Source organism: Streptomyces sp. LMG1-1-1.1 (assembly GCF_040815545.1).
In the GTDB taxonomy this organism is placed as follows: domain Bacteria; phylum Actinomycetota; class Actinomycetes; order Streptomycetales; family Streptomycetaceae; genus Streptomyces.
On record NZ_JBFPNH010000018.1, the window covers coordinates 99770 to 112590 of the forward strand.

The following is a 12821-nucleotide window of genomic DNA, read 5'->3' on the forward strand; positions in this document are numbered from 1 at the left end:
CCTGTGAGCTCCGTGGAACGGCAGCGGTGGGACGTGGTCGTGGTCGGCGCGGGCGGCGCCGGGCTGCGGGCCGCGATCGAGGCGCGCCGGGCCGGCGCGCGCACCGCCGTCGTCTGCAAGTCCCTCTTCGGCAAGGCGCACACCGTGATGGCCGAGGGCGGCATCGCCGCGTCCATGGCGAACGCCAACGAGCACGACGACTGGAAGGTCCACTTCCGCGACACCATGCGCGGCGGGAAGTTCCTCAACCAGTGGCGGATGGCCGAGCTGCACGCCCAGGAGGCCCCCGAACGGGTCTGGGAGCTGGAGACCTGGGGCGCGCTCTTCGACCGGACCGCGGACGGCCGGATCGCCCAGCGCAACTTCGGCGGCCACGAGTACCCCCGGCTCGCGCACGTCGGCGACCGCACCGGCCTGGAACTGCTCAGGACCCTCCAGCAGAAGGCCGTCGGGCTCCAGCAGGAGGACCACCGCGAGACCGGCGACCACGAGTCGCGCCTGAAGGTCTTCCAGGAGTACACCGTCACCCGGATCCTCAAGGACGCGGACGGGCGGGCCGCCGGCGTCTTCTGCTACGAGCGGGAGAGCGGGCGCTTCCTCGTCCTGGAGGCGCCCGCCGTCGTCCTCGCCACCGGCGGCATCGGCAAGTCCTTCAAGGTGACCTCGAACTCGTGGGAGTACACGGGCGACGGGCACGCGCTCGCGCTCCTCGCGGGGGCGCCGCTGGTGAACATGGAGTTCGTGCAGTTCCACCCGACCGGCATGGTCTGGCCGCCGTCCGTGAAGGGCATCCTGGTCACCGAGTCCGTGCGCGGCGACGGCGGGGTGCTGCGGAACTCCGACGGCAGGCGGTTCATGTTCGACTACGTCCCCGACGTCTTCAAGGAGAAGTACGCGGAGACGGAGGAGGAGGGCGACCGCTGGTACGAGGACCCCGAGCACAACCGGCGCCCGCCCGAACTGCTCCCGCGCGACGAGGTGGCGCGGGCCATCAACTCCGAGGTCAAGGCCGGACGCGGCTCCCCGCACGGCGGGGTGTTCCTCGACGTGTCGACCCGGCTGCCGGCGGACGCCATCCGACGCCGGCTGCCCTCGATGTACCACCAGTTCAAGGAGCTGGCCGACGTCGACATCACCGCCGAGGCGATGGAGGTCGGGCCGACCTGCCACTACGTGATGGGCGGCGTCGCCGTCGACTCGGAGACGGCCGCCGCGGTCGGCGTCCCGGGCCTCTTCGCCTGCGGCGAGGTGGCCGGCGGCATGCACGGCTCCAACCGGCTCGGCGGCAACTCCCTCTCCGACCTGCTCGTCTTCGGACGCCGGGCCGGGCTCTACGCGGCGCAGTACGCGGTGTCGGGAGCGGGCGGCGGAGTCGTCGCGGACGAGGTGGACGCCGCCAGGGCCGAGGCCCTGGCCCCGTTCGACGGCGGTGGGGAGAACCCGTACACCCTCCACCAGGAGCTCCAGCAGACGATGAACGACCTCGTCGGGATCATCCGGCGGGAGGGCGAGATGGCCGAGGCCCTGGAGCGGATCGACGCCCTGCGGGAGCGGGCCGGCCGGGTCGCCGTCGAGGGGCACCGGCAGTTCAACCCCGGCTGGCACCTCGCCCTCGACCTGCGGAACATGCTGCTCGTGAGCGAGTGCGTGGCCCGGGCGGCCCTGGAGCGCACCGAGTCCCGGGGCGGGCACACCCGCGAGGACCGCCCGGCGATGGAGCGGTCGTGGCGCCCGGTGAACCTGCTGTGCCGGGTCGCGGACGACGGTGTCGTCCTGGAACGGGTGCGCACCGAACCCGTACGGCCCGACCTGCTCGCCCTCTTCGAGAGGGAGGAGCTCGCGAAGTACCTGGCGGAGGAGGAACTGGAGGCATGAGCACCTACGAGGCCCGCTTCCGGATCTGGCGCGGCGACGCCGGGGGCGGGGAGCTGACGGACTACACCGTCGAGGTGCACGACGGCGAGGTGGTCCTCGACATCGTCCACCGGCTCCAGGCCACCCAGACGCCCGACCTGGCCGTGCGCTGGAACTGCAAGGCCGGCAAGTGCGGTTCGTGCTCGGCCGAGGTCAACGGGCGGCCGCGGCTGATGTGCATGACCCGCATGTCGGTCTTCGGGCGGGACGAGGTGATCACCGTGACGCCGCTGCGGGCCTTCCCGATCGTCCGCGACCTCGTCACCGACGTCTCCTTCAACTACGCGAAGGCCCGGGAGATCCCGGCGTTCGTCCCGCCCGCCGGCGTCGGTCCCGGCGAGTACCGGATGCGGCAGGAGGACGTGGACCGCTCCCAGGAGTTCCGGAAGTGCATCGAGTGCTTCCTGTGCCAGGACACCTGCCACGTGGTGCGCGACCACGACGAGAACAAGGAGGCCTTCGCCGGGCCCCGCTTCCTGATGCGGATCGCGGAGCTCGACATGCACCCCCTGGACGCGGCGGACGAGGCCGGACTCGACCGGCGGCGGACCGCGCAGGAGGAGCACGGCCTCGGCTACTGCAACATCACGAAGTGCTGCACGGAGGTGTGCCCGGAGTCCATCCGGATCACCGACAACGCCCTGATCCCGATGAAGGAGCGGGTCGTGGACCGGAAGTACGACCCGCTCGTCTGGCTCGGGAAGACGATCAGGCGGCGGAAGGACTAGTACCGGCGGCGGGAGCGGTCGCGCCCGCGCTCCAGCGGCCGAGGACCGGCTCGGCGAGGGTGCGGGCGGGGCGGCACAGCGTCTGGCCGTGGCGGTCGAACAGCTCGTCGCGGGAGGAGAAGCGGCCCAGGTCCGTACGGAGGTGGGCGGAGAGGTCGCAGGGGGCGGAGCCGGCGCAGGCGGCCGGCGCGTCCCAGTCGACGGCGGTGCGGGCGACGGCCTCGAAGAGCGTCTCCGCGCCGGTGTTGGTGAATCCGCCGTCGTGCCCGGCGCGGCCGGGTCCCGCTGCGTCGGCCGGCCGGTCCGCCGCCGCGCCGAACAGCTCCGCGATCGGCACCCAGGCACCGTCGAGCCGGAACTCGGGCCAGGCCAGCAGGACCTCCGCGGGCACGAACGGGCGCAGCTTCGGAAACCGCGGGTACCAGAAGGAGCCGTCGACCAGCAGGCCCCGCACCCTGGTCGCCACGCCGAGCGACCGGGCCACCGCCTCCAGGGCGGCCATCCGCTGACTGCACGAACCGCGGCCGAGCCGCAGCGTGCGCGACACCCGGCGGCGGTCCTCGACCGAGTACACCGGCCGTACGGCGGAGACGAGGACGCCGTGCGCCACCTGGAGCCTGGCGCGGTCCGTGACGGCTCCCCGCGCCTCGGACTCGCGCAGCACCCGCGCCACGAGGGCGGTCACGAGCGGGTGTTCCCGGTCGAGGATCGGGGTGGGCCGGGTCGAACCGGGGACCTCCCCCGCGGGCGTTCCCCCGTCACCGGCGGGGCCGGCGGCAGCGGTGCGGCCGGCGCGCACCGGCATCAGCATGCGACTGGTCATGGCGTACTCCCCCTGTTCACGGCCCGCACGGGCCGTGCGGCACCCATCCTCCTCCGCCCGTTCCCGACCCGGCGGCCGGGGGCCCGCTCCGTGCCGGACCGCTCAGTGCCGGACCGCTCAGTGCCAGCCCGCGCGGTAGGCCGCCCAGTCCCCCTCGCGCGCGGCGAAGTCGACGTACAGGGCGAGGCCGAAGCGCTCGCGGCCGGGGTCCGTGCGGCCGAGGCCGAGCCGCGCGCCCCTGACGGCCGCGGCGACGGTCTCCGCGTCCTCGTGGTGGCCGAGGTCGTCCTCGTGGAAGAAGGGGAGCCCCATCAGCAGGTCGGTCGACTCAGGGGTGACCTCCAGGGCGAGGCTCGTCTGCTGGGCGACGTACCCGCCGTAGAGGCTCTCCAGCGGCATCCACGTGTCGTACGACATGACGGCTATCTGGTCGACCCGCCGGGCGACCTCGCCGAAGAACTCCTGCGACCACCACTTCTCGCTGCCGCTGACCGCGCCGAGCGCCGTGTGGGCGCCCGGCAGCGGGTCTATCTGGTGGGCGGCGACGGAGAGCGGGGCCTTGCGGGCGCGGGTCACCTTCCCGAGGTCGTCGAGGAGGGAGAGGTAGTCCCGGTCGTCGGAGTGGAGCGGCTCCAGGTCGAAGTGGACCCCGTCGAACCCGGCGTCGAGGATCTGCCGGGCCGAGCCCACCACGGCCCGCCGGGACCCGGCGTCCTCCAGGCGCAGCCCCGTCGGGCCCTCGGTGGCCAGGACGTCGCCCAGCCAGGCCTGGACCCGTATCCCGGGCATGGTCCGGTGCACCCCGTCGATCAGCCACTTCGCCTGGGGGTACCTGGCGGCCGGGAGGGTGCCGTCGTGCTCCAGGGGCCCGGCGTGCACGTACAGGTCGCGTATGCCCGTGCCTTTGAGCCGGGCGGCGAGCGCCGTGAGGTCGGCGTCCTTCTTGCGGCCGTCGACCCAGGCGTGGCCGATCCAGAAGGCGTCCTTGCCGCGCGTCCTGGCGTCGTCCCTGAGATCGCCGGCGTAGCTGACGCGGAGGGCGAGGGCCCCGAAGAGCGGGGGCACGACGAGGACGAGCACGAGGCCGAGGACCCACCAGCGTCCCCGCCGCCACCACCGCCGCAGCCGTCCGTTCAACCCGAGCCCCCCGAAGGTCGTCACGCCACTGGAACCACCGTAGAGGCGGCCACTGACAGTGACGCCGGGCGGGCGGGAACGGTTTCCGCCCGGTCGCGGCACGCGATACCGGGACATAACCTCCCCTTTGTGACGCGAATAGCCACCCGAGCCCTTCTCGCAGCACTGGTGGCGGCGTGGTGGCTCCTCGTGCCCGCCGTTCACGGTGCCCACGCCGACGACCCCGTCGCCCTGTCCCGCGACGGGCAGATCACCGACCGGGTGGACGCCCTCGGCGACCGCCGCCCCGCCGTGGTCGAGGCCCTCGACCGGCTCTACGACGACCGGCGGATCCAGCTCTTCGTCGTCTACGTACGGGACTTCTCCGGGCGCACGGGGCAGGGCTGGGCCGACGCCACCGCCGAGCGCAACGGCCTCGGCACCGAGGACGTCCTCCTCGCCGTCGCCACCCGCGACCGGCGGTACGGCTACTCCGCCGACCCGGCCTCGCGCTTCACCCAGGACCAGCTCGACGACGTGGCCAGGACCGCCATCGAACCGGCGCTGCGGCGGAACGACTGGGCCGGCGCCGCCATCGGCGCCGCGAACGGCTACGCCGCCGTCCTCGCCGGGCAGCCCGTCCCCGCCCCGACGATCACCCCCGGACCCGCCGACCCCGGCGGCGCGGCCGACGACGGCACCTCCGCCTCCGACCTCGTCCTGCCGGTGGTCCTCGTCGGCGGCGCGGCAGCCGTGGCGGCCTACGCGTACACCAAACGGCGCCGGCGCACCGAGACCCGCACCACCCCCCGGGGCGGGCAGGGCTGGGGTCCTCCGCCGGAACCCGCACCGCCGTCCCTGGACGAACTCGACGGCCAGGCCCGGCACGTGCTGGTCGCCACCGACGACGCCGTCCGCACCAGCCAGGAGGAACTCGGCTTCGCCTCGGCCCAGTTCGGCGAGGACGCCGTAGGTCCCTTCACCGAGGCCCTCGCCTTCGCCAAAGAGCAGCTGACGGCATCCTTCCGGTTGCGGCAGAAGCTGGACGACTCCTTCCCCGAGGACGACTCCACCCGCCGGACCATGCTGGAGGAGATCCTCCGCCGCTGCGCGGAGGCGGACGCCCGGCTCGACGCCGAGACCGAGGACTTCGACCGGCTCCGGGCCCTGGAGCGGACCGCCCCCGAGGCCCTGGCCGCGGTCGAGGCCGCGTTCCGGGAGCAGACCGGGCAGGTGGGCACGGCCGAGGCGGCGCTGACCGCGATGCGCGAGCGGTACGCCGAGACGGCCGCCTCCCCCGTCGCCGGCGACGCCGAGCAGGCGAAGGACCGGCTCGTGTTCGCGACGACCCACGTCAACCAGGCCCGCCAGCGGATCGACGCCGGCGACAACGGCGGCGCCGCCGTGCACATCAGGGCGGCCGAGGGCGCCGTGGACCAGGCGGCCCGGCTGATCGAGGCCGTGGACCGCAGGGCGCAGGAACTGGCCGAGGCGGTGGGCAAGCTGCCCGGTGCGCTCTCGGAGACGGACGCGGACCTCGCGGACGCCCGCGGACTGCTCGGCGGGACCGCCGCCGAGGTGTCCACGGCCGACCTCCAGGGCCGGATCGCCCGGGCCGAGTCGGTGGTCGCCGAGGTGCGGCGCGGCATGGAGGCCGGGCGGTACGACCCGATCGACGCCCTGCGCCGGGTCGAGGAGGCCGACACGGCGCTCGACGAGGCCCTGGCGGGCGCGCGGGAGCGCGAGTCGGGCACCCGGCGCGCCCGCGCGCTCCTCGATCAGGCGATGCTGACGGCCCGCTCCGCGATCGGAGCGGCCTCGGACTACATCACCACCCACCGGGGCGCGGTGGGCAGCGAGGCCCGTACGCGCCTGGCCGAGGCCCAGCGGCACTGGAACGAGGCCCACGCGCCGGCCGCCGCCGAGGACCCGCAGGCCGCGCTGGCGGAGGCCCGGCAGGCGGACGCGCTGGCCCGGCGCGCCCAGGACCTCGCCGAGCAGGACGTCCGCACGTATGGGAACCCGAACGGCCTGGGCGGTGTATCAGGAGTAGGAGGAAGCGGCGGCGGTCTCGGCGGCGCGGTCCTCGGCGGCATCATCCTCGGCGGACTGCTCGGCGGGGGACGGGGAGGGGGACACGGTGGGTTCGGTGGAGGTTCGGGCGGGGGGTTCGGGGGTGGTGGCTTCGGCGGCGGGCCCGGCAGCTTCGGCGGCAGCGGCACGCGCGGCCGGCTGGGCGGCGGCGGCCGCTTCTGAGGGCGGACCGCTCCGCGTCCACTCCGTCCTCCCCTTTTCCGTCCCTCTCAAGGAGCTCAAGGAGAGCCATGAGCAAGCAGACCGTCCTCGGCCGCGTCACCCAGCTGGCGAAGGCCAACATCAACGCGCTCCTCGACCAGGCGGAGGATCCGCAGAAGATGCTGGACCAGCTGATCCGCGACTACTCGAACAACATCGCGGAGGCGGAGGACGCGGTGGCCTCGACCATCGGCAACCTCCGGCTGATGGAGCAGGACCACCAAGAGGACGTGGAGGCCGCGAAGGAGTGGGGCGGCAAGGCCCTCGCCGCGAGCCGGAAGGCGGACGAGCTGCGGGGCGGCGGGCAGACGGCGGAGGCGGACCGGTTCGACAACCTGGCGAAGGTGGCGCTGGGCCGCCAGCTCCAGTCCGAGAAGGAGGCGCGGACGGCGGAGCCGACGATCGCCGCCCAGACCGAGGTGGTGGCGAAGCTCAGGACCGGCCTGGACCAGATGAAGGCCAAGCTCGGCGAGCTCCGGGCGAAGCGCGACGAGCTGGTCGCCCGCGCCACGTCGGCGCGGGCGCAGAACCGCATGATGGACGCGGTGAAGAGCATCGACGTGCTCGACCCGACGAGCGAACTGAACCGCTTCGAGGACAAGGTGCGCCGGGAGGAGGCGCGGGCGACGGGCAAGCAGGAGCTCGCCGCCTCCTCCCTGGACGCCCAGTTCGAGCAGCTGGACGCGCTCGGCGACAGCGCCGAGATCGAGGCCCGGCTGGCCGCGCTCAAGGGCTGATCCGGCGACTCCTCGCGGCCGTCCGGGACTACGCCTCAGAACATGCTGAGGAGTTGCTCCACCGTGGGCTCCGCCGCCCCCTCGCCGTCCGGCAGGGCCAGTTCGAACCAGACGGTCTTGCCGCGCGGGGTGCGGCGCGAGCCCCAGGAGGAGGACAGCAGGCCGACGAGCTGGAGGCCGCGGCCGCCCTCGTCGGTGTCGCGGGCCCGTCGTCGCCTCGGCTGGACCAGGCCCGCGTCCCAGACCTCGCAGACGAGGGTGCGGTCGCGCAGCAGCCGCAGCCTGATCTCGCCCTCGCCGTACCGCAGCGCGTTGGTGACGAGCTCGCTGACGAGGAGTTCGACGGTGTCGACGAGCGGTCCGAGGTCCCAGGCCGCGAGCTGGGCGCGGGCGAGTTCGCGGGCGCGGCCGACCGAGCGGGGTTCCCTGGGCAGCTGCCAGTCGCCGACGGCCTCGCTGGGGAGTCCCTGGATCCTGGCCATGAGGAGGGCGATGTCGTCCTCGCCGTGGCCGGTGTTCAGGCTGCTCAGGACGCGGTCGCAGACGTCCTCGAGCGGACGGGCCGGGTCGGTGAGGGCGCGCCGGAAGGCGTTGAGGCCCTCGTCCAGGGGATGGTCGCGGGACTCGACGAGGCCGTCGGTGTAGAGGGCGAGCAGGGCGCCCTCCGGGAGTTCGACCTCGACCTCCTCGAAGGGTTCGCCGCCGACCCCGAGCGGCATCCCGGGGGGCACGTCGAGCAGCAGGGCCTCCTCGCCGGGTTCGACGAGCACCGGCGGGAGGTGTCCGGCGTTGGCGAAGGTGCAGCGGCGGGTGACCGCGTCGTAGACGGCGTAGACGCAGGTGGCGAGGTACACCTCGGAGAGTTCGGGGCCGCGGGACTTCTGGCTGCGGGACTGCTGCGTGCCGATGGGGGCACCGAGGCCGCGGGCGATCTCGTCGAGGTGGGAGAGGACCTCGGCCGGCTCCAGGTCGAGCTGGGCGAGGGTGCGGACCGCGGTGCGCAGTTCACCCATGGCGACGGCCGCGCGCAGGCCGCGGCCCATGACGTCGCCGATGACGAGGGCGGTGCGGTGGCCGGGGAGTTCGATCACGTCGAACCAGTCGCCGCCGACCTCGGTGGCGGTGGTGCCCGGGAGGTAGCGGCAGGCGATGTCGAGGCCGGCCGCCTCGGGGTCGCCGGGCGGGAGCAGGCTGCGCTGGAGGATGAGGGCCCGTTCGTGCTCGCGGCGGTAGAGGCGCGCGTTGTCGATGCAGACGGCGGCGCGGGCGGCGAGTTCGACGGCGAGGGCCCGGTCGCGCTCCCCGAAGGGTTCGCTGCCCTTGGCCCGGGAGAACTGGACGAGGCCGACGACGATGTCGTGGGCGACCATCGGGACGACCAGCGTGGACTGGACGAGTTCGCCGTCGGCGCCGGGCACCGTCCGGACGCGGCCGGTGCGCAGGGCCCCGGCGCAGGGCGAGTTGAAGGGGTAGCGGTGGACGGCCCCGACCTCGATGGGCACGGGTCCGCAACAGCCGCTGTCGGCGGCGTGGCCCTCGTCGGACCTGAGGGGGGTGTCCGAGACGGCGCTGGCGAAGGCGACCCTGCGGAGTTCGGCGCTGCCCGCCCCGTAGCCGACGTCGTGGGAGCTGCCCCAGCGGCCGGGCGGGGCCTCGTCGCCGGTCAGCAGGCCCTGGTAGAGGTCGACGGAGGCGAGGTCGCAGAAGCCGGGGACGGCGACGTCGAGCAGCTCCCGCGCGGTGGCCTCCAGGTCGAGGGAGTTGCCGATGCGGGCCCCCGCCTCGTTCAGGAGGGCGAGGTTGCGCCGGGCGCTGGCCGCTTCCCTGGCCGCGTTGTGGCGGCGGGTGACGTCGATGCCGAGGCCGGCGACGCCGACCGGCCGGCCGGAGCCGCTGTGGACCCGGTAGAGGTTGATGGACCAGTGGCGGCGGTCCCGGGCGCCGGGCGCGGCGCCGACGATCCGGAAGTCGGTGACGGCCTCCCCGGTGTCGAGGACCCGCTGGAGGGCGGTGGTCATCCGGTCGGCCTCGGGCCGGGTGAGGTAGTCGTGGACGGTGCGGCCCCGGTGGTCGTCGGCGGAGCCGCCGAAGACGGTGGCGAAGCGCCGGTTGGCCCGCTTGACCGTGAGGTCGGTGCCGAAGAGGAGGAAACCGAAGGGGGATTGGCCGAATATCGCCTGGGAGGCGGCGAGGTCCGTCTCGATGCGGCGGAGGGCGCGCACATCGACGACGATGCACAGCGCGGCCCGTTCGCCGGTCTGGGTCTCGCTCGGCATCACGTACATCTCGGCGATGCCGTGGGGCTGCTCCTCGCCGGGCAGACGGAAGGGGACGAGTCCCGTCCACTCCTTGCCGTCGAGGATCTCCTTGACCCGTCGGTGGCCGCGCTCGCGCAGGTCGGCGGGCATGAAGGCCTCGACGGGATCCTTGCCCCTGGCCTCCTCGGCGGTGACTCCGAAGAGGTCCACGGCCCGTCGGCTCCACTGCTCGACGAGGCCGTCGGGCCCGATCGAGAAGGAGGCGACCCGAATGTAGTCGTAGATGGAGCCGGGCGGGCTGCTCTGCCACACGACGCCACCGCTCGCCGTCTCGAATATCTCGCTCACGCGACCGTCCCCTCCAGCTCACCGCACCGGATCGGCCATTCCCGCAGTATTCAATACGGCAGGCCCCGACGGCACGACGTTCCCGATCACAGGGTGGTCTCGGTCGTCCCGTGCCGAGTACCGGTGATCGTTGTCCCTCCCTGTTTACTCACCAGGGAGAGCCAGCTCGAACCATACGGTTTTGCCCGTTCTCCCTTTACGGGTCCCCCAGCGGCGGGCGGAACCGGCTACGAGCCCGAGGCCGCGACCCCCCTCGTCCTCGGGTCCGGAGGCCCGTGCGGTCGGCGGATCCGGAAGCGGATCGGAAACCTCCACGAGCAGCGACGGCGGGTGGGACGGGTCGGCGCCGGCGGGGCGGGGCCGGACCAGCCGGACCCCGATCGGGCCGGACGCGTACCGCAGGGAGTTGGTCACCAGCTCGCTGACCAGCAGAACGGTCACATCTCCGAGGGCCGCGTCGAGCTCCCAGGCGCGCAGGGTCTCGCGCACAGCGTGGCGGGCCGTCCGCACGGCGTTCGCTTCCGCGGGGAAGTTCCACTCGGCGCGGTCGCCGTCGGTGTCGATCACACCCGATCACTTCCCCAGCCGTGTCTCAGCGGAAGGGCCACGTCCCCTTACAGGGATCAATCTGGACATACCCGGAATTCGGGGCGGGATATCGCGTGGGTCGCAGCAGCGGGCGCACGGTGGCACGAACGGCGTAGAGACTCAGCCCCGCGCTCCGCCGGAGGGCTCCTCCGGCAGCCGCAGCGCGGCCTCGGCGACGGCCGGGCGGTCCTGGTCGAGCCAGTCGACCGAGTCGAGTTCGTGCCGGGCGAGCCAGCGCAGCTCGTCGTGGTCCTCCAGCGGGCGCGGCGTGCCGGAGACCAGTCGGGCGGTCCACACCCGCAGGACGTAACCGGGTTTCAGCGGCCATTCGCCGGGGATGCGTTCACCCGGCTCGACCTCCACGCCGAGCTCCTCGCGGAGTTCGCGCACCAGGGCCTGCTCCCCGGTCTCGCCCGGTTCGAGCTTGCCGCCCGGCAGTTCCCAGCGGCCGGCGAGCTGGACGGGGGCGCTGCGGCGGGCGGCGAGCAGCCGCCCCTCGTCGTACAGGGCCCCCGCGACGACGACCACGGCGTCGGGTTCGCGGGTCGGTGCGGGGTCGGTGGCGCGTTCGGTCATGGGCGCGAGCGTAGCCCGCCCCCGCCGGCGGCCGAGCGGCTCAGAGGGCGGGGGTGCCGATGCGCTCGACCCAGTAGAGCTGCTTGTGACCGCGGTCGTCGAGGCTGTCCGCGATCTTCTGCGCCTCGTCCCTGGTCGCGTACCGCCCCACCCGGTAGCGATTGCCGTTGTCGTCCTGCCTTATGACCAACCAGGGAAGGAGGGGGCCACCGTCGGTCATCAGGCTGCTCCTTCCGCCGGTCCGGGCGCCGTCGAGGATCTCCGGGAAACCGCAATCCGCATATGCCGGAGCTTACGCCTGACCTTCACACAGCGGATATGTGTTTTCACAAAGAGACACGGATCGGCCGGGAACCGACGGAACGCGGCCGAAGCCCACACCCCCGCCACGCCCGGGGCGCACACGCCGGCGCGGACATCGGCGCACCCGTCACCCCACCTGACGCCACCCCACCTGACCGGCGCCGCGCGGCGCCGGCGCCGGCGCGGCAGCGCAGGGGTCAGCGCATCCGGGCGCGGGTGCCAGCGCGGCGGCGCGGGGGTCAGCACGGCTGGCGCGGGTGTCAGCACGGCGGCGCGGGTGTCAGCGCGGCGGCGGGGGTGTCAGCGCACCGGTAGGTGGTAGGCGATGCGGTAGCGGTCGGCGGGGACGACGACGTCGGCGGTCTCGACGGCGCGGCCCGAGGCGTAGTAGGTCCGCTCGACGACCATCACGACGTGGCCGGGGACCCCGCCGAGCGCGAGGAGTTCCTCGGCGAGGCCGGGACGGGCGCCGACCTGCTCCACCACGTTGTCCACGACGACGTCGATGGCGGCCATCCGCTCGACGACACCGCAGCCGCCCAGCGGCCCCTCCTCGGGCAGCATGACCGGCGTCCGGCCGGTGACGGCGAGCGGTTCCCAGGAGGTGGAGACCATCATGGGCTCGCCCCCGTCCCGGTACACGTACCGCGTGCGCATCACCCGCTCCCCCGGGTCGATGCCGAGCCGCTCGGCGACCTCGGCACTCGCCGGCTCCTGCTCGCTGCTCGACTCCCAGGTGCCGCGGGCCCCTTCGGCCGCCTGCTCCTGGCGGAACGGGGTGGCGCCGGCCGCGGGACGGTAGCCGGAGCGGGCGATGCGGCGCGGCACGGGGCGCTCCCGCACATACGTGCCGGAGCCGGAGCGTCCTTCCACGAGCCCCTCGGCCATGAGCACCTTGCGGGCCTCCAGCGCGACGGTGTCCGACACCCCGTACTCCTCGCGGATGCGTGCCTGCGAGGGGAGGCGGGTATGCGGAGGAAGCGAGCCGTTGGCGATCTTCTCCCGTAGATCGCTCGCCACGCGCAGATAGGCGGGCTGCTCACCGAACGTCACTGGACACTCCCCTCAGGTTGACTGACAGCTACAGCCTGACAACCGACGGTGGCGATCCGCAAGCATGGGCCAAAGTTTCACC

At 73.6% G+C, this 12821-nt stretch carries 11 protein-coding genes; 4 read left to right on the forward strand and 7 right to left on the reverse strand.

Going from position 1 to position 12821, the window contains the following annotated elements:
* Window positions 1-3: 3 nt before the first annotated feature.
* Together MRBLMG1_RS09185 and MRBLMG1_RS09190 are read left to right on the forward strand one after the other, a co-directional pair.
* Window positions 4-1875, forward strand: coding sequence for a fumarate reductase/succinate dehydrogenase flavoprotein subunit (locus tag MRBLMG1_RS09185; protein ID WP_367822636.1), 1872 nt, complete (start codon window positions 4-6; stop codon window positions 1873-1875).
* A complete protein-coding gene (locus tag MRBLMG1_RS09190; RefSeq protein WP_367822551.1) occupies window positions 1872-2642 on the forward strand; it encodes a succinate dehydrogenase/fumarate reductase iron-sulfur subunit in 771 nt (256 codons plus the stop codon). Before MRBLMG1_RS09185 ends, MRBLMG1_RS09190 begins: the two co-directional genes overlap by 4 nt.
* Here the strand turns inward: MRBLMG1_RS09190 and MRBLMG1_RS09195 are convergent.
* Entirely contained in the window at window positions 2623-3465 is an 843-nt protein-coding gene (locus tag MRBLMG1_RS09195) for a transglutaminase domain-containing protein (protein WP_367822553.1), read from the reverse strand. The two genes, MRBLMG1_RS09190 and MRBLMG1_RS09195, sit on opposite strands and share 20 nt — an antisense overlap.
* Before the next feature lie 117 nt (window positions 3466-3582).
* Window positions 3583-4719: a hypothetical protein gene (locus MRBLMG1_RS09200; RefSeq protein ID WP_414721515.1), complete on the reverse strand. Its 1137-nt coding sequence runs from the start codon at window positions 4717-4719 to the stop codon at window positions 3583-3585.
* Window positions 4720-4731: 12 nt separating this feature from the next.
* On the opposite strand from MRBLMG1_RS09200, the gene MRBLMG1_RS09205 reads away from it, so the two are divergent.
* Both MRBLMG1_RS09205 and MRBLMG1_RS09210 read left to right on the forward strand, forming a co-directional pair.
* Window positions 4732-6837 (forward strand): TPM domain-containing protein, encoded by a 2106-nt coding sequence (locus tag MRBLMG1_RS09205; protein WP_367822555.1) that lies wholly within the window; start codon window positions 4732-4734, stop codon window positions 6835-6837.
* Window positions 6838-6905: 68 nt separating this feature from the next.
* Complete coding sequence (locus MRBLMG1_RS09210; protein WP_367822557.1) at window positions 6906-7613, forward strand: PspA/IM30 family protein; 708 nt, start codon at window positions 6906-6908, stop codon at window positions 7611-7613.
* A 35-nt stretch (window positions 7614-7648) separates the two neighbouring features.
* Here the strand turns inward: MRBLMG1_RS09210 and MRBLMG1_RS09215 are convergent, their stop codons facing one another.
* From MRBLMG1_RS09215 to MRBLMG1_RS09235, 5 genes are all read right to left on the reverse strand, one after another.
* Window positions 7649-10219, reverse strand: coding sequence for a SpoIIE family protein phosphatase (locus MRBLMG1_RS09215; RefSeq protein ID WP_367822559.1), 2571 nt, complete (start codon window positions 10217-10219; stop codon window positions 7649-7651).
* 144 nt (window positions 10220-10363) lie between these two features.
* Window positions 10364-10786 carry an ATP-binding protein gene (locus MRBLMG1_RS09220; RefSeq protein WP_367822560.1) on the reverse strand — a complete coding sequence of 141 codons (423 nt, stop codon included), beginning with the start codon at window positions 10784-10786 and terminating at the stop codon, window positions 10364-10366.
* Between the two features lie 141 nt (window positions 10787-10927).
* Window positions 10928-11383, reverse strand: coding sequence for a (deoxy)nucleoside triphosphate pyrophosphohydrolase (locus tag MRBLMG1_RS09225; RefSeq protein ID WP_367822562.1), 456 nt, complete (start codon window positions 11381-11383; stop codon window positions 10928-10930).
* A 40-nt stretch (window positions 11384-11423) separates the two neighbouring features.
* Window positions 11424-11603: an SPOR domain-containing protein gene (locus MRBLMG1_RS09230; protein ID WP_367822564.1), complete on the reverse strand. Its 180-nt coding sequence runs from the start codon at window positions 11601-11603 to the stop codon at window positions 11424-11426.
* 383 nt (window positions 11604-11986) lie between these two features.
* Window positions 11987-12739 (reverse strand): GntR family transcriptional regulator, encoded by a 753-nt coding sequence (locus MRBLMG1_RS09235; protein WP_367822566.1) that lies wholly within the window; start codon window positions 12737-12739, stop codon window positions 11987-11989.
* Window positions 12740-12821 lie beyond the last annotated feature (82 nt).